Here is a 24701-nt window from a genome sequence, read left to right as displayed (position 1 = left end):
CTTAAGCTTTGATTACACCAGGTTCGCCAAAATTAGGCAGTCCATTTTTATGCCACGTAAATGGCTGAACATACGCATGTCTGTTTGGATTTTCCAATGGATCACTATAATCATTTTTTTCTGGTCGAGCGTGATAAACTAAAATATCTTGCTTTCCTTCCTCATCAATTGTAAATGAATTATGACCAGGACCATAAAGAGAATTACGCTCAGAACTTGAAAACACTGGTTCTTTTAATTTGTTCCACGAGTAGCCATTCAACAAATCGCTCTCTTCATCTGCCCATAAAAGCCCCATCGCATAGTTTTCATCCGTCGCACTTGCTGAATAAGTGATAAACACTTTTCCATTTCTAATCAAAGCGGCGGGTGCTTCGTTTACTTTGAAGCCGATTTTTTCCCATTCATAATAAGGGATACTCAGAAGAATCTGCTTTCCTTTCAATGTCCAAGGATTTTCCATCTCTGATAAATAAAGATTGGAATTGCCTGGAATATTTGGATCTACTTGTGCCCAGACATAATACAATCGGTTCCTATGTTCAAATACCGTAGCATCTAAACTGAAACTCTCAAATTGCGTCTTGATTTGTCCTTTTTCCACCCACTCTCCTTCAAAGGGATTTTCTTTCGCATTTTCGATTGCAAACATCCGATGATGATGCTGATCATTTCTGACTTCTCCATGATCTGCAGCAGCAAAATAGATGTACCATTTTCCCTGAATAAAATGAATCTCTGGTGCCCAGATCAGCTCACTCATTGAGCCTTCGGCATGAGCCGTCCAGATGACTTTTACTTCACCGTCAGCCAGTCCTTTCAAGGTTTTCGCACGTCTTAATTCGATTTCCTGATACCCTGGTTTTGATCCAGTGAAGTAATAATATCCATCGGTATGCTTGTATATCCATGGGTCTGCTCGTTCTAATACAATCGGTTCCAAATAATTTTCTGCCATAACTTCTACACCTTCTTAAAAAATTCCATTTTCCGTTTTTAGTATTTTTATTGCTTTATTTTTAGACATATACATCGTCGTAGCTAGTAAATAGAGGACGACACCAATCACATCATAGATGATCAAATGGATGATGACACAGGCGATCATCCAACGTATCGTTCCTTTGTTTATTTGTTTGTCTCGCATATTCTTCGCGTTGATCCAACTGATAACGCCCATCAAAATCGTTGCTAATGCAACGATCAACACTACTTTTGAGATCATACCTATAAGACTTGATTGTAAATATTCATACTGATTTTGATTTTGAAACGCTGCGATCCCTTGTTCTTCAAACCAAGGATAATACCCAAACATCGTTACGAGACCAATACAGACATCCCAGACCGCACTGGCACGTAGTAAGTTTCTTTCCAGTTTTCGATTCATGATCTTCACTATCCTTTTATTCCTGCATTTAAGTTCATAGATTCAATGAAATATTTTTGGGCAAATAAAAACAGCAGTACTGTGGGAATAATGGCAATCAATGCTGATCCCATTAACTGGCCAATCATCCGATAATTCCCATAAATGTCTTGTAATAAAAGCAGCCCAGCCGTAATTGGCATCTTACTAACGTCTGTGTACACGATTACTGGCCATAAGAAATCATTCCAAGAGCCAGTGAAAGAAAAGAGTCCGGCAACGATCAGAACAGGTTTGATCAACGGAACGATAATCTCTGAAAAAATTGTAAACTCATCTGCACCGTCCATTCGCGCCGATTCATCAAACTCAAGAGGAATTCCCTTCATAAATTGTCTGACAAGAAAAATATTCCCCATTCCAGCCAGTCCTGGAACAATCATGGCAAGAGATGAATTGACCCAACCAAATGTTTCGATGATTTTATAGGAAGGAATCAAATTCACAACACCGGGAAACATCGAGATCCCCATCAAAAGATAAAAGATTCGATCACGATATTTAAAGCGCGTTCTGCCATAACCATAAGCTGTCACTGAAACAACGATCACAACTAAGACAGTGTGAGTGACTGCGATAAACAGTGAATTCCATAACCACTGCATGATAGGCGCAGTAGAGGTATTGGTTAAAATCGCTATATAGTTATCTAATATCCAATTTACGGGTAACAAGCGAAACCCAGTGGAGACGATTTCGGTCTGAGAACGAAAAGAAGTGGCGAAGCTAAAAATCAATGGAATAACCCAGATGATACATAAAACGATCAGAAACAAATATGCGATGATCATACTAGGTATATGTTTCTTTTGTGTATTCATTTTTTACCCCCTTAAGTATTGCTTCTATCTAAAAGAAAATATTGAAATACGGACACACACATAATGATCAATCCTAATATGACTGCCATAGCCGAAGCCATCCCTGCAATTGATTCCCCTTGACTAAAAGCCAGTGAACGGATATACATCATCAATACAGTCGTGCTTTGATTGGGTCCTCCACCAGTCATCATCAAAGGCTGTGCAAAGACGTTAAATGCCCCAGCAGTTGTCATCACGATTGTATATAAAAGTGGAAACCGAATAGACGGCAAGGTCACGTTCAAGAATTTTTGGAACGATCCAGCTCCGTCGATCTCTGCGGCTTCATAAAGGTCTTCATTGACACCCGCTAAAGCTGAGCGATAGATGATCATGTTACCACCAATCGCTCCCCAAATGCTGACAGCGAAAATCAAGATCCACGCATAAGGTTGTCGCGATGCCCAAGAGAAATCAAATCCAAAAATATTATTTACGGCACCTAATCGAGAGTGGAAAATCAGTGACCATATCAAAGAACCAGCTGATACAGAGATAAGACCAGGAATATATAGAACCGCTTGAAAAAGTCCTTTCAGCTTCACTTTTTTATGTTGCAGTGCCGCTGCAATCATCAAAGGAATAATGATCTGTAGTGGTACCATGATCAAGACAAAAATAAAGGTATTTTTCAAACCATTCCAAAATTGAGTATAGAAAGTGGACGAACTATCAAATAACAATGTCTTATAGTTGTTTAGGCCGACCCAAACAGGATCAGAAACCAAATTCCATTGAGTAAATGAAGCATAAATCCCATAGACTGTTGGAATGCATACAAAAATAATAAAGAGAACCATATGCGGTCCAATGAATGCAATTGAAGCCCAGTTAATGCTCTTTTTTTTCATTCCTTTCATTCCCTTCCAAAAATCAGAAAGAGGATAAAATTATCCCCTTTCAATTATTTAGCTACTTCCGCAATCTTATCTTCTACATATTGTTGCATCGTTGCTAAACCTTCATCCAAGTCTAATTCACCGTATGCAATATCTGTGCAATAGACGTCTAATGCCTCTAATACATAGGAGAAATAAACATAGTCAAAGATATAAAGTGTATCTTCTTCCTCTGAAGTTGAAGTAAAGAAGGATTGAGGATATTGTTGATAATCATCACTTTCTAAAATGTCTTTACTAGCGATAATTTGTCCCGCTTTTGCCCATTCAATCGAATTCGTACGAACGAATTCTAAGAATTGCGCGATGACCTCTTCTTTCTCATCTGTTCTAGACTCACTCTTCAACATACCAAACATATGGGAAGCAGCCCGATTTGTTACAATATCATCAGATGTTGAATAAATGTTTGTGACACCCCAATTCAGCCCTTCAACAGCATCATGCGCGGTTGAAGTCCAAGTACCATCTGTGGACAATAGAACATTTCCACCTTGGAACATCAGATAACCGTCTTCGCCATAAGGAGTCATTAACCCAGCATCGGTTAGTGCTTTAATTCTTTCCAATGCTTCTTTCATTTCCGGAGTATTAACGGTCGGATTGCCAGCCTCATCAGAAATAGCTCCTCCTAAATTACGGATCTGAGCCAAAATAACCCAGGAAAGTAAGGCATTGTTAACAACATAATCGCCTTCGTCCATTTTCCCTGCTAATGACATCATTTCATCAAAAGTAACAATATTATCGTCTAACCAAGAGGTAACATCATATTTCTCTAAAAGGTCCTGATTATAGTACATTGCACTCGCATGGATATCTAACGGAATTGTATACTGAGTGCCTCCAATTGTTCCTGCATTCCAAGCAGTATCTAAATAATTGCCTTTTTGTAGCTCTGGTTGATGCGAAACCAAAGGTTCAACCGTATCGAGAATATTCGAATTAACAAATTCCTCTACTTTGTAGGAATGCATTAATGTTAAATCAGGAATACCATTTTTAGAGCTAACGACTGTACTTAATTTTGTATACATATCAGATGTGATGACGTGATTAATTTTGTAATCTGATCCAGACTGTTCATTAAATTCATCTACAATCTTGTCCATATAAGCACCATCATCCCCCGTAAGAGGAGACCAAAAATTTATTGTGTATTTTTCTTTTTCTGAAGACTGGTAACGTTTAAAACCGGCAAAAGCAATTGCGACTACTGCAACCAATGCACCAATAATAATAAGTTTCTTCTTCATGTTCTTCCCTCTTTCATTGAAATTGAATTATGACCTAGCCGAACACTCCTATCCTCCTCATCACTATTTACTATCAATTCGTATATAATTTCATTACTTATTACCAAAATTTGCAAATGTTTTCTATTTACAAATAAATCATAACTTTATTTGTAACCGCTGTCAACAACATTTTAATTAATTTTACTAGAATAATTGCTACTTTAATTAATAAATATATTAATCAATAAACGAAATAAACAATGCTATTTACACAAATTAGCAAATGTATTAACATTCAAGTAAATCAAACAGTTTAAACGGAGGCGACACGATGCAATTAGAAATCAATCAAGAAGCATTACCTGTCTATGAGGCACTTGCCAGTAACGTGCGAATCAAAATTATTCAATTGCTGGCTAAAAACAAGATGAATGTCAAAGAGTTGGCACAAGAATTAGGTTTAAGCAGTGCGATTATTACGGTGCACATCAAAAAATTAGAGGAAGCCAAAATCATCAAAACGGAACGTGTGGGGCAAAAAAAGATTTCCAGTTTGAGAGTGGATCATATTGATATTAACTTTCCTGAGAAAATATTTAATGCCTTTGATACTAGAGAAACTTCGATTCCGATCGGTCATTATACAAATTATTTTGTTGAACCAACTTGTGGATTAGCGACACTCTCTGGTTTTATCGGTCCAGTAGATGAACCTAAATTTTTTATGGACCCGAATCGAATGGATGGTCGGATTCTCTGGTTCACGAAAGGCTTTGTTGAATACCAGTCACCCAATTTCCTTTCTCCAAATGAGAAACTAGAGATGATGGAGATTTCCATGGAGATTTCTTCTGAATTTCCTTTTTCTAATAATAATTGGCCGTCTGACATTACCTTTAGCTTAAACGGTATCACATTGGGCACCTGGACAAGCCCCGGAGATTTTGCAGATATTCGAGGCAAGTATACGCCAGATTGGTATCCAGACAACTTAAATCAATACGGGTTGTTGAAGACGATTCGAATCATGGAACATGGAACTTATATGGAAGGCGAACCATTGTCAGATGTCACGATCAAGGATATTCCTACTTATGAAGACACATGGCACTTAAGAGTCGAGGTAAAGGAAGAAGCTGAAAATATAGGAGGCTGTACATTATTTGGCAAAGGATTCGGAAATTATGATCAAGACATCAAAATCAAAATGTTTTACAGCTAAATAAGAAGAATAATAACATTTCATACGCTGTTCCCATCTTTAATGGCTTATAGAGGGCACCTTTAGCTGAGAATAAGACGAAACAGACCCTCTAGCTTCAATTAAGAGCTAGAGGGTCTGTTTTTGATTTTAAAACTTGGCTTATTTCTTCAAATGGTAGCTATAGGTGCTGACAACGATATTTTCACGCCAAGACAACCGCAATCTTAACCGCAAACTTGTTTGGTTATGAAGAATATTCTGCCAACGTCTGTTTGGTACAAATTGAGGAATCAGCACAGTAGTTGTATAGTTTTGTTTCGCTGCATTTTTACTTACGATATCTACATAACGGATAATTGGATTTTCAATCGAGCGATAAGAAGAGTGGACGATTGAAAAACGGACATCTGGGAAATGCTTTTTAAATTCTGATTCGATTTCTTTTTCTTTTTCGACATCTTCGTCTAGCGAAACATGCATTGCAACGACATAATCACCGATCGAACGCGCGTAATTCAACGCACCGATATTCACCCGTGTCACATTCCCAACTAATACAAGAACGGTATTTCCGTCATAATCATGTAGTTTTGCATCATTTTCTAAACGAAGCTGTTCTGCCACTTTTTTATAATGATCATGGATCTTATAAAAAATGAACATAACGATTGGCATGATGATGAAGAAAGGCCAAATATCTCCTAACCGATAGACGAACAAAATCGCAATGATTGCATATGAGATGAACGCACCTGTAATATTGGCAATCGATTTGCTTAACCATCTTTTTCCTTCTTTTTTCCATTTGACGACCATCCCTGTTTGAGATAAAGCAAATGGAATGAACACGCCGATAGAGTATAACGGAATCAAGCGTTCTGTTGAGCCATGGAAAATAAACAGCAACACGATCGAACCTAGCGCTAGAGTGATAATCCCATTGGAATAGCCTAGTCGATCCCCACGATCTTGATACATGTGAGGCATGAATTTATCTTTTGCCAGATTGTATGCAAGAACTGGAAAAGCAGAAAAACCAGTATTGGCAGCAACGGCTAAAATCAGTGCTGTAGCAAATTGAAGGACGTAATACAAAATACCATGTCCAAAGACGGCTTTACCGATTTGAGACAAAACAGTGACTTCTTTTTCCGGAACGATTCCATACCAATAGTTGATAAATGTGATCCCAACGAAGAAGAAACCTAAGATCAAGGCCATCATCGTCAATGTGGCAGCGGCATTTTTGGCTCTTGGCTTTTTGAAGAATGGTACGGCATTACTAATCGCCTCCACCCCAGTCAAAGAGGAGGAACCAGAAGAAAATGCTCGTAAAATCAAGGCGATAGAAACCCCCGGAACAGCCGCTCCTGGAAGCGCAGTAGCTTGCAATGGCACAGCACCTGTCACGATATTATATAACCCAACAACGATTAGCAACGAGATCACAAGGATAAATGTGTACACCGGAAATAACAGGAACGATGCAGATTCTCTCAGACCACGAAGATTCAGCATCATCAGTAGTAAAACGATTGTCACAGAAATAGCAACTTGATGCCCGTATAACGCTGGCACCGCTGATGTGATTGCTTCAGCACCTGCTGAGACAGATACTGCTACCGTCAACATGTAGTCGATCAATAAAGAGCCACCGGAAATCAAGCCCGCATTCTTCCCAAGATTCTCACTGCTGACGACATAAGCTCCACCGCCATGAGGATAAGCATGGATGATTTGACGATATGATAGCGTTAAGGAAATCAATAAAATAATAACAAAAGCGGCAATGGGCAGCGAATACCAGATAGCTGCAGCAGACAAAGCGACTAAAACGACAACGATTTGTTCCGTACCATATGCAATAGATGATAACGCATCAGACGACAATAATGCCAAAGCAGCAAAACGGGTTAATTTGTGCTCATCATTTTCAGCAGATTTTAAAGGCTTACCTACTAACAACCTTTTTAAGTAATCCAATTTTTAAACTCCTTTACACGCAATTTTACTTCAAGTATTATAGTCGAAAATTTATAGTAAACAAGATGTTATAGTACGCTCACTGACCTTAAAAGTCAATAAACTTTAAGAAAATAATTGGAAAAAAACAGAAAAATATCAAGCGCTTTTTCAAACGCTTTAATACAGCAAAAATCTAACATTTTTTTATGGGCTTTTTCTTTGAATTCTATAATAAAAGGATAGAACTTGACTTAGAAAATCAGGTTCTATCCTTTTTTATATCTTAACTTTTGAAAGAGAAATGTGAAGCTGTTTTTGTTTGGTCATTCTTATTACTTTATGCAGAACAGCTTTTTCACAACCTCTTGGTACACGGTGTTCCATCAGCTGACCCTCGGTATTAGCTCAAAACGCTGATCTCACAACCTCTTTTTTTAATGAAAAATATGGCTCTCGCGCGCCGCTTCTTTGAATTTCGTCATTTTTTCTTCGATGAACGGATAGACTGCCGTTCCTACGACTCCAAAGACAACAAACAAACCGACCATGATCCAGATTGCATTCGTAGCATTTGGCCAGTAAATGCCTCCTGCAGATTCTCGCAACAAGTTTACCGCATGCGTAAATGGCAAGAACGGATTGATCATTTGGAAGAATTTTCCTGAGACTTGGATCGGATAGTTCCCGCCTCCACCAGAGATCGACAGTACTAAAATGATGATAGCGATCCCTTTACCGACATTATCGAATAATGCAGCCAAGACGTAAACGATCATCATGAACGCTAAGGCGATCAAGACAGCAAATGACACGCTGTAGACTGGATTTTGGACATCTACTCCTAGTAAGAAAATATTTCCTAATGTAACAATCAAGCTTTGCGCGATTGCCATTGTCAAGAATGTCAGCATACGAGCAACGAATTGTTCTCGTTTCGTAAAATTGTTTCGGTCTTTCTTTCCTAAATAGTATTCTGTCGTAGCAACACTTGAAAGAAGAACAGCGCCGACCCACAGACATAGTGCAGTATAAAATGGGGTGCTAGCTGAACCGTTATTTGCGATTGGATAGAGCGCATTGGTTTGCAGCTCAACAGGTTGTGTAAAGAAGTCACTTTCTTTTGTTGCATCTAGTTTCAATAATTTGATGACTTCGCCTAGATCGACTTCCTGTTCGCCTTTTCGGATCGCATCTGCTGCTTTTTGGATACCAGCTTTGATATTTGGCCAGTCATTGTTGATCAAGTCCGCAGCAGCGTTCACAGCTGTTTCGACTTCTGGCATTTTTTCATTTACTGTTGTCAATGTACCGGTGATTTCATTTTTTAGTGCGGGCCAATCATTTTGGATAAAATCAGCGGCCAACCCTAATTTTTGCTGAAGGATCGGTAATTCATTGTTGTATAGGTCTGCCCCTTCATTGATGCCATTGACGATGGTCTCCATATTGCCATTCAACATTGTATTGGCATCGTGGATTTCTTGTCCAATTGCAGGCATTTCTTTTTGATATTTTTCTAAGATTGCCACTGCATTTGTTACAGTTGCTTTCGTTGAGCTGAGAAGCGAATCAAAGTCGATCTGGTCCGCTTTGCTCAGTGCGCCTTGTGCAGTCCCAATCGTATCGATGACTTGGTCTAGTAGAGAAGTGACGGTAGAGCTGACTTGATCCGTCTTGATACCAGTAACGATACCATTAACATTTTCAGCAGCAGTTTGTACTTGTTTTAATAAATCAGTAACTCTATCCGTGTTCCCTTCTTGAACAGCTGTGTTCAAATCAGTGAGACGACTTTGCAAATCGCCTAGCAAGGGTTTCAATTGATTTAGCTGATCAATAACTGGCTGCAATTTCGTATTTCCAGCACTTGTTTGCAATTTAGTCAGGAACTCGACCAGTTTATCGATTGCATTTTGTTGTTGAGGAATACTGTTGATAAAACTGTTTAATACATTCCCGATATCTTCTTTTTCTTTTTCACTTAGTTGGTTATCTTGGACAGCTGCATTGATCGTCTCAGCTAGCGAACCCGTCGTTGTTGCCACTTGTCCAATTGACTTCAATGTAACATCTACACTGTTTGTGATGCTTGGTATCGCATCTTTCAGCTGAGAGGCACCTGATTTTGTTTGGTTTGCTAGATCACTTGCCTGGTTTTCTAAATTTTTCACATCTGGCAAGATATCTTGTACTTGTTGGATGATCGTCAAGCCTTGTTTTGCTTCGTCAATTCCTTGATTCATTGTCTCTTGGATCGAAGCAAAATCACCGTCGATCTCTGCTAGTTGTTTACCGGCATTTTGGATCTCTGGGATTTTTTCTTGCAAATCAAGGATGATTTTTGCTTGGTCTTTCAACTCAGGCATTTTGTCATTCAATGCAACGACTTTTTCGCCCATCTCATCTACTTTAGGGATGTAATCCACGAATTCATTTGCTTTATTCAGTTTTTCTTTAATGTCAGGTAGTTGACTTTGTAATTCGAGGACTTGCTTTGTGTAGCCGTCGATCGTGTCCAGATTTTCATCTGTTGATAAAATCATATCTTTGACTTTATTGATACTTACTAGGTTCGTATCGATGTCGTAACCTATTTCATTGAATACTTTCAATAAAGTCGAACTGGCTGTTTTGATAAATTCATTTGTGATTTGCGATTGGATCGAACTTGCTCCTTTATCGGTGATTTTCGGTGCAATCGCATTGATTTTTTCATTTACCGTATATTCGATTTTTGGTTTCTTGATGTCACCACTAGTAAAACTCAGCAGATCTTCTGAGAAATCCTTTGGCAGGTAAATACCTGCGTAATACTTTCCGGAACGGACTCCGTCTTCTAATTGTTCTTTTGAATCAACGAATTGCCATCCTAATTGTTTATTTTTATGAAGCGATTCGATGACTTGCTCCCCAATGGCCACTTCTTTACCTTGAAACTCTGCTGGCTTGTCTGCACTGTAAACAGCAATTGGCAGCTCTCCAGTATTTCCATATGGATCCCATAGTGCTTTAATGTTAAACCACGCATACAGCGAAGGGATGATCATGATCGCAATGATCAAAAGTGTAGCAATCGGGTTTTTGAAAATCCGTTTCCAGTCAAGCAAATATAAACGAAGTGTATTTTTGATTGACTGCATAGTTCTCCCCCTTCTTCTTTTTTCAGCTGAATTACTTTACCATGTATTTCATACTTTTTTCAATCGGCTTTTTTCAAAAAAGTCGAATTTTTGGACATATCACGGCAATTGTCTCATTGTAATCTCTTACATATTGAGAAATAATTAAGGATTACAGCCTTTACTTTATCATGAAATAAAAGGGAAAGATAATTTTATGCCAAAGTTTTTATCTATTATACGTATACGCAAAAAAGCTAAAACACTTTTTTGGTCTTTGCCCCTACAAAAATGTTTCAGCTTTTTTCTTTTTTATTCCTATATTTCTTATTTTTCGAATGACAAAATGATTTTCTCAGCAGGAGGATGCCCTTCAACTTGCTGATGTGCTTGGATGACATGTGCAAGGGAAGCAGACAGATTCATTGAAATAAAAATATGAAAGGCACCTTTTTGATAAGCTTTGATTATGCCAGCAAAGGCTTCTGCATCTTGATATTCCTTTCTTGGAACAAATGATTCATAAAAGCCTTCCTTTTTTTGCCGCAAATCTAGGTCTGGGAGGTCATTTAATGCAACATATCTCCCACCTGGTTTCAGGATCTGGATGCCGGTTTCTCCTTTGATGCTTCCTTTCGTGGCATCAATCACAAGGTCTGCTTGATCAGCAAATTGCATACCTGGGTCTGTTTTATCATAAGCAGCAAATGCTGAAGCTCCTAGTTTCCTTACTTTTTCTTCGTTTTTACTAGAGGCACTGGTTAAGACTTGGATGCCCTTTTCGTGGAGAAGCTGGATCAGACTAGACCCGACCGCACCTGATGCACCTAGAACCATCACTGTATCTGTCGGCTGAATTTCCGTCAAATGATTGATTAGATTGTACGCCGTAATCCCTGGTGTGACCATTCCGGCTGCTTCTTCCCAACTCATTTCATCTGGAATTTTTACTGCTTTTGCTGATGGCAGTACGACTTCTTCTCCGTAAGTCCCGCCGACTGCATGGACAGCTACTCGATCACCTACATGAACAGTTGTGACATCTGAACCAATCTCTGTCACGATACCAGCGCCATCATTACCTAGTACATAAGGGAATTTCAATGTTCGTATCTCTTTCATCTCTCCTGAACGCAAGGCAACATCATACGGATTCACGCTGAATGCTTTTATTTCTACACGAATATGTCCGGAATCGACTTCTCTGGGTTGAGCATCGATTTCTTCAAAAACATCTTGCGCTTCTCCGTAACCGTTAATTGCAAATCTTCGCATGGTTACCATCTCCCTTTTTCTTTAAGTTTACGTTCATGCCTTTATTTTGACAAAAAAAATGTCTTTTCGGTTTGGAACATGATCCAAAACAAAATAGTTGTTTTTTTTCGCGTATCGTGTTAAATTATTCATCTAAAAGCGTAAAGATTACGATTTACGCTAATAAAAAAATTGGAGGAATTTGTTGATGGCTAAAAAATCAAAGATTGCCAAAGCAAAAAAACAGCAAGAAACGATTGAACGCTATGCTGCTTTACGTCAGGAATTAAAAGCGCAAAAAGATTATGAAGGCTTGCGTAAACTTCCTTTAGATGCTCGTCCAGAACGGTTGAAAAATCGCGATCTAATCGATGGACGACCTCGCGGATACATGCGTAAATTCGGGATGTCCCGTATAAAATTCCGTGAGTTAGCACATAAAGGTTTGATTCCAGGAGTAAAAAAAGCCAGCTGGTAGTCCAAGTCTGGCTGTAAAGGAGGAGGGCGCATGGACCACTCCTTGGATCATCAAAAAAGATACGTTCGCTTCTTCTAGCAGAAATGCTGGTACTAGAAGCGGACGTATCTTTTTTTACGCACAGTTGGTCCTTTTTTTATATGTAAAGGCTGCATGGTTACTTCGCTATACTTATTTAGTAACAGGAGTGAGTGCCTCAATGCCCACACTAATTTTTAATGCTCGGTCAACTTCTGCCATAATTGGACGATCCAAATGGCAGACTTTTTCTTTCAATCTTGATTTATCGATCGTTCTGATCTGCTCCAACAGGATAACGGAGTCTCTTTCTATTCCTGTTCCAGTAGCTTTGATCCCAATGTGAGTCGGAAGCTTAGGCTTAGCCATTTTTGCCGTTATAGCCGCAACAATGATCGTCGGGCTGAAATGGTTACCTAGATTATTTTGAATAACCAAAACTGGACGTGTTCCGCCTTGCTCCGATCCCACGACTGGAGAAAGATCAGCAAAATAAATATCTCCTCTTTTTACCATAGGATCCTCCTTATTCTTGATATTCTCTTGGTATCCGCTGTCCTAATCCGCATGCCACTTCATAGTGGATCGTACCTAATTGATCTGCTACATCTTGCATAGTGATTTCTTTGTCTGCATTTTTGCCGATAAGCGTCACTTTTGTTCCGACCGGAAATTCTTGAGGCAATCGGATCATCAGTTGATCCATACATACACGTCCAATCGTTTCACAATAGTTTCCTTCTACCAATAAAGAAAAACCTTGCATCTTTCGTAGCCAGCCATCTGCATAACCGATCGGTATCGTTCCGATCCATTCTGCTTCAGGAGTGATATATGTTTCCCCGTAGCCGATTCCTTCACCTGCTGGGAGTTTTTTGACTTGGATCAATTCAGAAACCAGTTCAAGCGCTGGCTGTAACGGATAAACTTCCGGTAGTGCATGCCCAGATGGGTTCAGTCCGTACATTGCTACTCCATAACGAATCATATTGCCGATTGTTTCATCATGCCATAAAGCCGTTGCACTGTTACTGACATGTACATATCGAGGAAGTTCAGAAAGTTTTTTTAGCACTTCCATAAAGCGTTCCTTTTGCAGATTCCAATACGTATCGTCTGCTTGATCTGCTGTAGAAAAATGGGTAAATAATCCTTCCCATTCTAATACACGACTTTCTCTGATGAATGCAGCTGCCTCTTTTACTTCTTCAGGTGTACAAAAACCGATACGCCCCATCCCAGTATCTGCTTTTAAATGGATCGAAAGAGGCATCTCTAGCTTACTTTCCTCTAAAATAGCAGCTGCTGCCTGCAACCATTCCCGGGTACCTGCAGTTACTGACAAATCATGAGCAACAGCTAAAGCCAGTGCGTCGTAAGGAACCATGTTCAAGATAAGGATGGGCTGAGTAAATCCAGCTTCTCTCAACTCGACTCCTTCATCTAAATTTGAAACACAAAAGCCCGAAGCTCCACCAGCAACTGCTGCTTCAGCTGTCTCTACAGCTCCATGACCGTATCCGTTTGCTTTTACTACTGCAAACAATTCTTTCCCTTGCGGAAGTCTTGCCACTTCATTTGCTACATTTTCAGTTATAGCTTTTTTATGTATCACTGCTTTCGTTGGGCGGTGCCAAGCGACAACCATCATTTTTCCTTCTTTCTAGTCTTCCAAAATAATTTGTGCAAAAGCTGTTTCATTTGTGTGAGTAATACTGACCCATACATTGCCTTCATGAGGGGAACGCGTAACAACGGGCTGACCGTTTTCATTTTTTAAAATCTCGATATCTTGAAAGGTAACTTTCCCGATCCCCGTTCCCCAAGCTTTAGAGAAAGCTTCTTTACAGGCGTAACGCCCGCCTAAAAATTCTACTTGGCGATGAAAAGGCAAGGACTGGAACAGTTTCGTTTCTTCAGAGGTCAAGATTCGTGCAATGAATTTTGGTTTTTCTTCGATCAGCCGAGTGATCCTAGACAATTCGACTGCATCGATCCCAATTCCTTTTATCATATGCTTTTCTCTTTTCAATAAATTTAGAACACTCTCATTCTACCAAATTATAACCATTTTGCCACAAATAAGTCCACAAATAACAAAAATGAAAGTTTCTCTTAAAACAGAGAAACTTTCATTTTAGGTTTAATCGTTATTTGAACGGATCACAAATCCGCGTTTTTTATCATTGTGACGTTTACCGCCATCTTTTTGGCTGTTATTATTTTTGCTATATCCGCCTTTTGATTTGTTTCCACGATAATTCCCGCCGTCACGACGATTACGGTTGTTTCCGCCGCCACGTTTGCCATTTTTGTTGTATCCTTTTTTCTGCATTGGCAATGGACGTTCGGGTGTGATCTTCACTGGTACTGCATCAGCTGGATCTTTTGCTGTCGTTTTCAGCAGTAATGCAACCAAATCTTGTGCAGAATATTCTTCTAATAATTTATCTGCTGTTTGCAGGTATTTATCTAGACCGTTTTCTGCAAGTTTTGTTTCGATTTGTTCAACTGCAGCACCTAATTGACCTTTGAATGCTTCTTTTTCAGTTGGCGGACGTAAAGTCGTCATCCGTTTTTTCGTCAAGTTTTCGATCACATGCAAGTAGTCCATTTCATTTGGTGTAACGAAAGTCACAGACATACCGCCTTTTCCGGCACGACCTGTACGTCCGATACGGTGAACGTAGCTTTCTGGATCTTGAGGGATATCATAGTTGTACACATGAGTGACACCTGAGATATCTAATCCACGTGCGGCAACGTCTGTCGCTACAAGGATATCTAAATGACCGTTCTTGAATGAACGCAATACGCTCATCCGTTTTTGTTGAGACAAATCGCCATGGATTCCTTCTGCACGATAACCACGTGCTTCTAATCCGCGTGCCAATTCATCTACGCGGCGTTTTGTACGTCCGAAGACGATTGTTAGTTCCGGTGTTTGAACATCAAACAAGCGAGTCATGATATCAAATTTTTCGTATTCTTTTGCGCGGACATAGTATTGATCGATCAAGTCAGCTGTCATTTCTTTCGCTTTGATCTTCACATGATGTGGACTTTTCATGAATTTAACGCCGATATTCTTGATGGCTGGCGGCATTGTTGCTGAGAAAAGTAATGTTTGTCTTTGCTCAGGAACTTGAGAAATGATTTTTTCGATATCTTCCAAGAAGCCCATATTCAACATTTCATCTGCTTCATCCAAGACTAATGTTTGAACAGTTCCAAGCTTCAATGTATGGCGGTTGATGTGGTCAAGCATACGTCCTGGTGTACCCACAACGATATGTGGACGATCTTTCAAGCCACGGATCTGACGGCCAATATCTGCTCCACCATAGACAGCTTGTACACGCACTTTTTTGTCGCGCCCTAAACGATATAGTTCTTCTTGTGTTTGGATAGCTAATTCACGTGTTGGTGCGATAACCAGACCTTGTAATTCGTGACGATCTGGATCGATTTTTTCTAACATTGGTAATCCAAATGCAGCTGTTTTCCCTGTACCTGTCTGTGCTTGTCCAATAACGTCTTTTCCAGCTAATGCTAGCGGAATCGTTTCTGCTTGGATAGGTGTTGCTTCTTCAAAACCAGCGCGTTCGACTGATTTCAACAATTCTGGTGATAATTCTAGTTCTTTAAATTTCAAATGAATCCTCCTATATGGTTGTTAACTGAGGATGTAGCTTTTTTGCTACCCCGTCGATTTGTTCGGTCAAAGTGTATTGTTTCTTTTTGACAGTGGCCACGCACGTTTTTATCCATTCTTAGCCCCTGTGGCACCACCGAAAAATCACTTTGCGAAGTTTAGGCATTAGAAAAGCCAAACGGGTCGCGTTCAGCTTTATCATGATTATGACATCTGGTTTCGACAAGTTGCTTCCATGGCAAAACCAGTCCAATTTCTCTTCATCTTTCGGCAATAGGTTATTCTAACATAGCTTTTCATTTTCTGCAAGTTTACAGATTTTTATTTCATTTGCTGAAGCTGTTCTACTACTTCGAATAAGCCCATGCTGTTGCTGCCTTTCAGCATAATACTGTCTGTTGATTCAAGAGTTTGTTTGACAGCTTCAATCAATTTATTCTTTTCTTTTTCAAAATAGAACACAGGTAGTTGCGGATATTTTTGATTCAAGTCTTCTTTTAATGCATGCATTTGTTCCCCGTACAAGAAAATCATGGCAAATTTCTCAGGATCGATATGTTCACTCATTTGCGCATGCATGTTTAATGAATCTTTCCCTAATTCCAGCATATCTGCTAACACAGCGATTCTGCGCCCTTTTGTTGGCAGATTTTTAAAAGTATCTAATACTAGTCCCATGGCTGTTGGATTTGCATTGTAGACATCGCTCAAAATAGCTGCACCATTTCCTGCCGTTAGCCATTCAGTTCTATTTTGTGTGATAGAAACATGAGCGAGCCCTTGGCGTATCTCAGGTATGGACAGTTCAAAGAAGCGCCCGATCGTATACGCAATCAAAGCATTCGTTACATTATAACTTCCAGGCAGCGGGATCGTAAATGTTTCTCCTTCTACTACAAAATCGGTTTGCGCTTTTCCTTCTGCTGTCACTTCTGCATGAACATCGCCATTTCCAATACCGAATGTTGTGACTGTTTGTACTAATGTTGCCGTTAAAGGTGTCAGCAACGGTTCATCTGCGGGCACAACGAGTAATCCGTCTGGTACAAGTCCGTCAGTGATTTCCATTTTGGCTTTAGCGATTCCTTCTCGCGACCCAAGATTTTCTATGTGTGCTTCACCGATCATTGTGATTGCTGCAGCTTTTGGTTGAGCCATAAGTGAAAGTTCTGTGATTTCATTGGCGTGATCCATGCCCATTTCCAAAACGATTTTTTCTGTATCTTGCGGCATGTGCAAAATCGTGTAAGGAAGACCAATATTATTGTTGTAATTTCCTTGCGTCTTATATGTTTTGTATTTTTCAGACAAGACAGACGCGGTTAGATCTTTCGTGGTGGTTTTACCATTGCTTCCTGTAATTGCAACGACTTCTGCGCCTACTTTTTCCAAGTAATAGGTTGCCAATTGCTGCATGGCTTTCAAAGGATCTGCTACAGGGATAACTGGAAAATCTTTTGGTGCTTGTTCAACAGGCAAGCTCCAAAATGAAGCAGATGCGCCGTTTGTGATCGCTTGCTGGATAAATTCATGTCCATCTCGCGTACCGGCAAGAGGAACGAATAAACTTCCTTCGGTTATCTTCCGGCTGTCAAATTCGACATTGGTAATCTTTGTCAGTGCAGAGCATTCGCTGCCCACGGCTTGTGCAATTTCTTGTATTGTTAGATTCATTGAGATCTCTCCTAAAAAAGGTTGTGAAAAAAGCGTTTGGCCTAAACGGCGGGTTCGCATGACTCTCACTTCCAAGTAAATTTCTCTATTCGTATTTAGAAGCTAGAATGAACGCGGTTACGCAATCACTCCAGCTTCTTCTTTATTTCTCTTTATTCATTTTTTTCAAAAAAAGATTGACGCTGATGGTATCGATTCATTCCTAATTGAATCAGTTCTTCAATCAAATCACCGTATTTCAAGCCCATGTTTTCCCATAAGAGTGGGTACATACTGAACTCCGTAAATCCTGGCATAGAATTTAATTCATTCAGGAATAATTCATTTTTATTTGTCAAAAAGAAATCACACCGGCTCAATCCGCTTCCGCCTAACATCGTGTAAGCTAACTTCGCGTACTCTTGCGCTTTTTGATAAACTTCTTCCGGCACTTCGGCTGGAATCTGCATTTCGATTTTATTATTGATATATTTGGCTTCATAATCATAGAATGCTACGTCTTTTACGACTTCACCAGGCAAAGTCGTCCGAACATCTTCATTTCCTAATACAGCAACTTCGATTTCGCGCGCTTCAATTCCTTGTTCAACGATTGCTCGAGAATCATACTGATAGGCTGTTGCTAAAGCATTTTGCAATTCTTCGCGGTTTTCTGCTTTTGTAATACCGACACTAGAACCCATATTCGCCGGTTTGACAAACATCGGATAAAGCAAAGAACCTTCACATTGATCAAATACTTTTTTAGGATTTTCTTTCCATTGATTCTTAAGTACTGGTACATAAGGAACTTGTGGCACACCAGCAGCTTGTAAAATATATTTGGTCATGATTTTATCCATGGCACATGCACTGGTCAATACGCCTGCGCCGACATAAGGCATATTCAATGTCTCTAAGAAGCCTTGGATCGTTCCATCTTCTCCGTTTGGCCCATGTAAAACTGGAAAAACGATGGCTCCTTCTTCTTTGATTTCGCCCGGATTGATCACTTTTCCTGTAAAGCCTTCCTCTGTCTGTCCACTTGGGTCCCATGAAAGATGCAAGACATCTTTGCTGGCAGGTTTTTCTGTTAGTAATGGACCTTTGACCCATTGTCCTTCTTTTGTAATAAATACGAGTTGAACTTGGTAATAATTATAATAAATGGCATTTAAAACTGAAAATGCGGAAAGAATGGACACTTCATGCTCTGCGCTGCGTCCGCCATATAGTAAAGTAATCTTCAAAAGATTGTCCTCCTGTATTCTAAATCGTTCAGTGATTTACTCTCATATTTTAGCACAAAACAAAAATAAACGAATAACTTATTTATAAAAAAACGAGTTGGTTTCTAAAAGAACAAACGTCATTTATTTTTTGTCAGCTAGATTATTTGTCCCGTTTTTTATAAAAAGTTATGATAAAGGAAAGGAGGGATGATGATGGCGCAAACAAATCCACGCAGCCGCTTGGCAGAAATCATTCGAGTGTTCATCAACTACAATGTAGTGCCAAACTTTGTACAGCAAAAAAATCCCGAACAGGTAAAAAAAGCCTTTGAAGAATTAGGACCCACCTTCATCAAGATAGGACAGATGCTTTCTGTTCGGGAGGACTTGCTTTCCTCTGCCTTCACTCAGACTTTTAAAACATTACAAGACAGTGTACCTAGCGACACATTTTCAACGGTCAAAAAGACGATCGAAACGGAACTTTCTCTTTCGGTATCAGATATATTCGATGATTTTTCCAAATCGCCTTTTGCCTCCGCTTCTATGGGACAGGCTCACCGTGCCAAGCTGAAAAGCGGTGACGCGGTAGTTGTTAAGATCCAACACCCTAACATTGCCGAAGAGATCCGCCTTGATCTTCAACTATTTGAGCGTGCAATCCCTTTGATCAAATACATTCCTGAAACTAGCGTAGTTGATCTAAAAGGGGTACTCCAAGAAGTAAAACGTTCCTTGATCAATGAAATGGACTTCTTAAAAGAAAGTCAAAATGGCGAACAATTCTATCAAAAGAACAATGGCTGGAAAGAGATCCGCAGCCCCAAAATTTATGACGCTTTTTGTTCGAAAAAAGTGATCGTGATGGAAGAAATGTCTGGTAAAAACTTGAATCATTTGATGAATGCCGAAAACGGAACAGAAACTTTTATCACCGGTATTCAAAACAAGCAGCTGAAACAAGAAGTTGCAAAGCTTTTAGTTGAGAACTTTATGAAACAGGTGTTTGATGATGGTTTTTTCCATGCTGATCCTCATCCGGGGAATTTGCTGTTCCATGTGCTAACAAAAGAAGAACAGACACGAGCTCGCCGAACAGCTGAAACAGTTCATGAAAAAGAGTTCGGTCCCTTTGCTTTTCGAGCCTCTACTTCTACAGAAGACCCTGTTGCGCCATATACGGTCAACTACATTGATTTTGGCATGATGGGGCATCTTTCTGCAGGTCTTAGGCAAAAGCTCACACAAGCCGTTTTAGCGCTGTATACGAAAGATGCTTATCGAATCGAAAAAGCGGTCCTTCGACTTTGTCAGCAGGAAGGCTTATTTGATGAAAGTCGGTTTCATCAAGAACTGACAAGTTTTCTTGAACAATATTATGATTCCCCTATTGATGAAATCAACTTGCAAGAAGTATTCGCACAAGTCGTGATGATCTGTCATCAAAATAATCTGCAGTTCGACCGTGATATCACGCTTTTGCTGAAAGCATTCGGGACATTAGAAGGGGTAATCCGTGTCCTTGACCCTGAAGTTTCCCTCATGGAAGTTGCTTCGCCTTTTGCCCAACATTACTTTCTCACCCATTTGGATGTAGAAGATACATTGAAACAAAGTGGATTAGATCTATTAGAAGGAATGAAGGCTGCGCCTAAGATTCCACAACAACTCCATCATCTATTAGAAATGTGGACTTCGGGACAAGGAAAAGTCAATTTGGAATTAAAAAAGCAAGACAAATTATTGAACAGGATCGAAAGTATGATCAATCGGCTTGTTTTCGGTATGATTTTAGCTGCATTGATCGTAGGATCTTCCCTCCTTGTCCAAGCTGCACCTGTAGAAAACGCAGAGGTCGTTTCCTTATTAGGGATATTTACGTATGCTATTGCCGCATTTGTCATTATTTTTTTAGCAATCGATGCATTGATCCAAATGTACAAGAAGAGGAAAAAGTAGAAAAAAGTTGAGAGAAAGCTGTTCTGTCTCAAGCAATAAGAACGACCAAATAAAAATAGCTCCTCCTATTTTACCGTTTTTTGAGCGAGTACCGAAGAACAACAAAAAAAAGGAACAAGGAATCCATTTATCCTGTTTCCCTGTTCCTTTTTGGTGTATTCGCGCACAAGTAAACTACCTTCGTTACCTACTATCTTCTGTACTTGGTAAACCTTGGTCAATTGCCTTTTTCAACGCTTGACGAAAAGCCGTATGATCTTTCTCCGTAAAAGGTTTTGGACCCTTTGTCCTTATGCCAGCTTTTCTTAACTTCCCACTATGGTAACGTTGTTCGAGAAGCGTACCGATATTCGCTTCGTCAAATTCTTTTCCAGAGTGATGGAACACTCGAACACCCTTCGGCAATACAAGTGAAGCTAAACCATAATCTTGCGTGATCAAAAAGTCATTCTTCTTAACCATACCGACGATTTTATAATCTGCACTATCAGCTCCACGGTCTACGTAGACGATTTGGACATGATTAGCGTATTCTTTGGTCGTATAATGATCTACACTGGTTACGATAATCACGTCGAGACCATAGGATTCTCCTAACTTTATGACGTCGTCTTTTACTGGAGAACCATCCCCATCAATGAATAGCCTCATTCTTTTTCGCCTTCTTCCATAAATGATATACAGTCACCAATCCGCTCATTAAAAGACCGACATTGATCCATTTGGCTAAAATAAGCAGTTGCGCACTTGCTATCGGCACTGCTCCATGGTTCAGCATGATTAGTAGTAGATGGATTGGCTCTCCCATTTCTTTTGCTAAAATAAACAAAAGCGTCATCAATAAAAACTGGTGGATCACACTTCCTTTATTTTGAGTAGTGTATTTGGCAATAATCCGACGATCCATTGGAATAGCTACATCGGTTTGATAGTATTCCTTATTTAGCCAACTGCCTGTTACTACGTGCCAGAAACTAAGCAGAAAGACACCTATCGCAAAACCATTTGGAATCAAGAGGACCAACAAAGAAGAACTCAGTCCAAGCAATTGCGTAGCCAATGGAGACCATGATAAACGTTTCAAAATCAATGGTCCGACTATTTTTGCTGCAATCAAACCGGCAGCATAAGGCAAATACATATAAAACGGAAGTTTCTCTAATCCGTACAGTATGCCAACATAAAAACTGCTAAACAAAAAAAGAAAATTCCCTAGCATTCCATTTAGAAAAGTAAACAGATTCAGCCAACTTGGCAACTTCCATTCCTTCTTCTGGTGGCCTAAGACGAACACGAACACAATGAACAACACCAAGAAACCATAAACAGCAAGATCAAAAAGCCTTTCATCGAATAACAATCGGGCATTTCTCAAAAGAAACAATAAGCCAAAGAACACCAAAAATAAAACAAGCTCCCGCGTAGCCACTAGGTTTCTTTTAATATCTTTGAAATCCAGTTCGTAACGCGGATAATGACTGACCGTATGGTAGGCCATGACGTAAAAAAGTGTATAAATCGTAAAGCTTGCTGCAATCTGAGTCGGTGCAGGCAGTCCGATCGCTTGATACAGGAGAAATAGCCAGATAGCTGCAAATAAGTATTTTTTCCCATCCATATTGATAAAGCCTTGCGTCTTCTCATGGAAATTGACCGTGATATTAGCAGGTACAAGCCATGCTGCACTCAGCCCTAGAAGAACACTTGAAAAATAAAACAAAGGAAAATAAAATACGCCTAGTATTCCAAGTAATGAACCAGTACCACCAATCAGCAAAGCAATCATCAGCAACGTGTAACTATCTAGACCAAATCGTAGACTATTGACTAAAAACAGCCCAGTCATCCGAAAGGCATAAAACAGCGTAAATGGCAAAATCGTCAGCCAATTATGCGAATCTGTTATTCCTAAAAATAAAAGATAAGGAATCAAAATAACCGTATTGCTTAAGATAAAGGGCGTTGTTTGCGTAAAATTGCGCCCAAATCGTTTGAGTTTTTCGAACATGACAATGGCTCCCTTAAACAGTCTTATAACTAATCTGCTCTTCGATTTTAGCATTAAAGGGGAAATAAACCAATTTTACAGAATATATTCTTGTAAAAAAAAATGCAGAAAGAAGCATAAGCTTCTTTCCGCATTTTTACGGTACTTGATTACTCAAGCAGACAAGCCCTTCTCCACAAAAGTCTTGCCCGACACCCCTGCATCCGGCAGGTGATAAAGATAGAAATCAATTATCCTGTGCCTCCAAAATCAATTAGGAGCTCTGTAATCCAGAGTCCTTCTCGACCCGTCGCATGAGGTTACTTTAACACAGTTCCTAAGATTATGCGAGAGCTTTTTTCATTTTATAATCGACCATTTGAAATCCTTGACCGATATCTGAAACAAGTTCTTCTGTAATCTCAAACCCTTCATGCTTATAAACCTCGATTGCTTGGTGATTTCCCTGGTTCACTCGTAAAAAAATCTCTTTTTCCTTTGTTTGCGCAACAAGTTCTTCATACCAGCGAAAAACCGAAGAAGTCAATCCTTGGCCACGGGCTTTATTCAGCAAATATAATTTACTTAAATAGATTTTACCTTTTATCTCTTCATAAGCAGTGTAACCGACAGTCTTCCCTTCACTTTTTAATAAAAAATAAGAAACGCCTTCTGCCAGTTCTTTTTGGATCTGCTTTTTTGACTGATAAGTTTTCAGCATATAATCGACTTGTTTTTGACCAATAATTGGTACAAAAGCTTCCGGCCATACTTCTTGAATGACTGCCATCAGCTCATCCAGTTCATTTTCTGTTACTTTTATTTTTTCCATACACCCACGTCCTTTTTTACATTATAAATGACCTTGCGCTTGATGGAATAAAAAGAGCATGATCATACTGTACACACCTACCGACCACGGCTTCAAGAAAATCACGATCTGCATAAACTCTCTAAAAGATAATTTCGTCAAACCAGCTACTAGACAGATCAAGTCGTCTGGCGCAAAGGGAAGCAGCAAGGTAACGACTAATACTTTTTTGATATCTTTCGTTTTTCTTGTCAGCAATTCATCAAATTTTTGATACTTTTTTGGCGATAAAATAAGCTGGACAAAGGCTACGCCATAGTAACGGACAAGCAAAAATCCGATTGCTTCCCCAATCACTAGACCAATACAACTATATAAAAGCCCAAATCCATTGCCAAACATCAGCATGCCAGCTACCGAAGAAATCCCTCCCGGCAAAATAGGAATGATCACTTGGATAACTTGCAACAGAACAAATACTATCACTGCATACTTGCCGAATTCCTGGATAAACGCTTGCAAAGACGTGCTTGAACGAAAGATCCCATGATGATAAGCATAGAGAATCAACACAAAGAAAAATAACAGACCGATGATTGGCATGATCTGAAGACATTTTTGTAAAACTGATGCTTTTTTAGACATCTTTCTTCCTCATATCTTTTTTCATTTGCTAAAACTGCCTCCTTAGGGGGGTGATGCAAAAGTAGCTTCTTCGAAAAATTCCTTCTTATTTATTGAAGCTGACTACTTCTGACACAACCTCTTGTTAAACGGTGTTCAAAAGCTTGCATCTGCGATAATAAACCCAACCAAACGAAAAACATGAGAAGCTGTTTTTGTTTGATTTGTTCTTATTACTGGATGCAGGGCAGCTTTTTCACGACCTCTGATTCACGGTGCTCAATCAGCTGACCTTCGGTATTAGCTCAAAAAA

At 39.5% G+C, this 24701-nt stretch carries 21 protein-coding genes; 3 read left to right on the top strand and 18 right to left on the bottom strand.

Translation table 11 applies throughout. The annotated features are described in order from the left end of the window. Position 1: 1 nt before the first annotated feature. The 5 genes from HMPREF2961_RS02435 to HMPREF2961_RS02415 are packed head-to-tail and all read right to left on the bottom strand — an operon-like array spanning position 2 to position 4447. Complete coding sequence (locus HMPREF2961_RS02435) at positions 2–958, bottom strand: glycoside hydrolase family 43 protein (protein WP_002315575.1); 957 nt, start codon at positions 956–958, stop codon at positions 2–4. Positions 959–973: 15 nt separating this feature from the next. Next, on the bottom strand, positions 974–1390 hold the full coding sequence (locus HMPREF2961_RS02430) for a hypothetical protein (protein ID WP_002337069.1): 417 nt from the start codon (positions 1388–1390) through the stop codon (positions 974–976). 8 nt (positions 1391–1398) lie between these two features. Continuing rightward, positions 1399–2250: a carbohydrate ABC transporter permease gene (locus HMPREF2961_RS02425; RefSeq protein ID WP_002315574.1), complete on the bottom strand. Its 852-nt coding sequence runs from the start codon at positions 2248–2250 to the stop codon at positions 1399–1401. 11 nt (positions 2251–2261) lie between these two features. Beyond that, a complete protein-coding gene (locus HMPREF2961_RS02420) occupies positions 2262–3152 on the bottom strand; it encodes a carbohydrate ABC transporter permease (protein ID WP_002315573.1) in 891 nt (296 codons plus the stop codon). Between the two features lie 44 nt (positions 3153–3196). Beyond that, positions 3197–4447: an extracellular solute-binding protein gene (locus HMPREF2961_RS02415; RefSeq protein WP_002315572.1), complete on the bottom strand. Its 1251-nt coding sequence runs from the start codon at positions 4445–4447 to the stop codon at positions 3197–3199. A 313-nt stretch (positions 4448–4760) separates the two neighbouring features. Here HMPREF2961_RS02415 and HMPREF2961_RS02410 point away from each other — a divergent pair, with 313 nt between their 5' ends. Further along, positions 4761–5651: an ArsR/SmtB family transcription factor gene (locus tag HMPREF2961_RS02410; RefSeq protein WP_070703897.1), complete on the top strand. Its 891-nt coding sequence runs from the start codon at positions 4761–4763 to the stop codon at positions 5649–5651. Between the two features lie 141 nt (positions 5652–5792). Here HMPREF2961_RS02410 and HMPREF2961_RS02405 read toward each other — a convergent pair whose 3' ends face one another. From HMPREF2961_RS02405 to HMPREF2961_RS02395, 3 genes are all read right to left on the bottom strand, one after another. Next, positions 5793–7616 (bottom strand): APC family permease, encoded by a 1824-nt coding sequence (locus tag HMPREF2961_RS02405; RefSeq protein ID WP_002315571.1) that lies wholly within the window; start codon positions 7614–7616, stop codon positions 5793–5795. A gap of 416 nt (positions 7617–8032) precedes the next feature. Further along, positions 8033–10738 (bottom strand): YhgE/Pip domain-containing protein, encoded by a 2706-nt coding sequence (locus HMPREF2961_RS02400; RefSeq protein WP_002315570.1) that lies wholly within the window; start codon positions 10736–10738, stop codon positions 8033–8035. 306 nt (positions 10739–11044) lie between these two features. Continuing rightward, entirely contained in the window at positions 11045–11992 is a 948-nt protein-coding gene (locus tag HMPREF2961_RS02395; RefSeq protein WP_070703895.1) for an NADP-dependent oxidoreductase, read from the bottom strand. Between the two features lie 187 nt (positions 11993–12179). Between HMPREF2961_RS02395 and rpsN the strand changes: the two genes are divergently transcribed. After that, positions 12180–12449, top strand: coding sequence for a 30S ribosomal protein S14 (gene rpsN, locus HMPREF2961_RS02390; protein ID WP_002293413.1), 270 nt, complete (start codon positions 12180–12182; stop codon positions 12447–12449). A gap of 171 nt (positions 12450–12620) precedes the next feature. Here rpsN and HMPREF2961_RS02385 read toward each other — a convergent pair whose 3' ends face one another. The 6 genes from HMPREF2961_RS02385 to HMPREF2961_RS02360 all read right to left on the bottom strand — a co-directional run bounded on the left by HMPREF2961_RS02385 (position 12621) and on the right by HMPREF2961_RS02360 (position 19025). Further along, the gene (locus HMPREF2961_RS02385; RefSeq protein ID WP_002289874.1) at positions 12621–12983 is read right to left on the bottom strand and encodes a type II toxin-antitoxin system PemK/MazF family toxin; all 363 of its coding nucleotides are present in this window, start codon (positions 12981–12983) and stop codon (positions 12621–12623) included. A 10-nt stretch (positions 12984–12993) separates the two neighbouring features. After that, complete coding sequence (gene alr, locus HMPREF2961_RS02380) at positions 12994–14115, bottom strand: alanine racemase (RefSeq protein ID WP_025477293.1); 1122 nt, start codon at positions 14113–14115, stop codon at positions 12994–12996. A gap of 15 nt (positions 14116–14130) precedes the next feature. Further along, on the bottom strand, positions 14131–14481 hold the full coding sequence (acpS, locus tag HMPREF2961_RS02375; RefSeq protein WP_002293418.1) for a holo-ACP synthase: 351 nt from the start codon (positions 14479–14481) through the stop codon (positions 14131–14133). 129 nt (positions 14482–14610) lie between these two features. Then, the gene (locus HMPREF2961_RS02370; RefSeq protein WP_002293419.1) at positions 14611–16122 is read right to left on the bottom strand and encodes a degradosome RNA helicase CshA; all 1512 of its coding nucleotides are present in this window, start codon (positions 16120–16122) and stop codon (positions 14611–14613) included. 321 nt (positions 16123–16443) lie between these two features. Then, on the bottom strand, positions 16444–17796 hold the full coding sequence (murF, locus tag HMPREF2961_RS02365; RefSeq protein WP_002315567.1) for a UDP-N-acetylmuramoyl-tripeptide--D-alanyl-D-alanine ligase: 1353 nt from the start codon (positions 17794–17796) through the stop codon (positions 16444–16446). A 152-nt stretch (positions 17797–17948) separates the two neighbouring features. After that, on the bottom strand, positions 17949–19025 hold the full coding sequence (locus HMPREF2961_RS02360) for a D-alanine--D-alanine ligase (RefSeq protein ID WP_002293424.1): 1077 nt from the start codon (positions 19023–19025) through the stop codon (positions 17949–17951). 195 nt (positions 19026–19220) lie between these two features. Between HMPREF2961_RS02360 and HMPREF2961_RS02355 the strand changes: the two genes are divergently transcribed. Beyond that, entirely contained in the window at positions 19221–20966 is a 1746-nt protein-coding gene (locus HMPREF2961_RS02355; protein WP_002315566.1) for an ABC1 kinase family protein, read from the top strand. A gap of 183 nt (positions 20967–21149) precedes the next feature. Here the strand turns inward: HMPREF2961_RS02355 and HMPREF2961_RS02350 are convergent, their stop codons facing one another. The 4 genes from HMPREF2961_RS02350 to HMPREF2961_RS02335 form a co-directional block, all read right to left on the bottom strand. Continuing rightward, positions 21150–21617, bottom strand: coding sequence for a YaiI/YqxD family protein (locus tag HMPREF2961_RS02350; protein WP_002315565.1), 468 nt, complete (start codon positions 21615–21617; stop codon positions 21150–21152). Then, positions 21601–22974, bottom strand: a complete 1374-nt coding sequence (locus HMPREF2961_RS02345) for a hypothetical protein (protein ID WP_002315564.1) — start codon at positions 22972–22974, stop codon at positions 21601–21603. The genes HMPREF2961_RS02350 and HMPREF2961_RS02345 overlap by 17 nt, the downstream gene beginning before the upstream one ends. Positions 22975–23296: 322 nt before the next feature. Then, positions 23297–23785, bottom strand: a complete 489-nt coding sequence (locus HMPREF2961_RS02340; RefSeq protein WP_002315563.1) for a GNAT family N-acetyltransferase — start codon at positions 23783–23785, stop codon at positions 23297–23299. Positions 23786–23806: 21 nt separating this feature from the next. Next, positions 23807–24409, bottom strand: coding sequence for a TVP38/TMEM64 family protein (locus HMPREF2961_RS02335; protein WP_002293431.1), 603 nt, complete (start codon positions 24407–24409; stop codon positions 23807–23809). Positions 24410–24701 lie beyond the last annotated feature (292 nt).

Origin of the sequence: Enterococcus sp. HMSC076E04 (genome assembly GCF_001814285.1) — a bacterium.
Taxonomy (GTDB): Bacteria; Bacillota; Bacilli; order Lactobacillales; family Enterococcaceae; genus Enterococcus_B; species Enterococcus_B lactis.
This window is presented reverse-complemented; position numbering and strand designations above follow the sequence as displayed.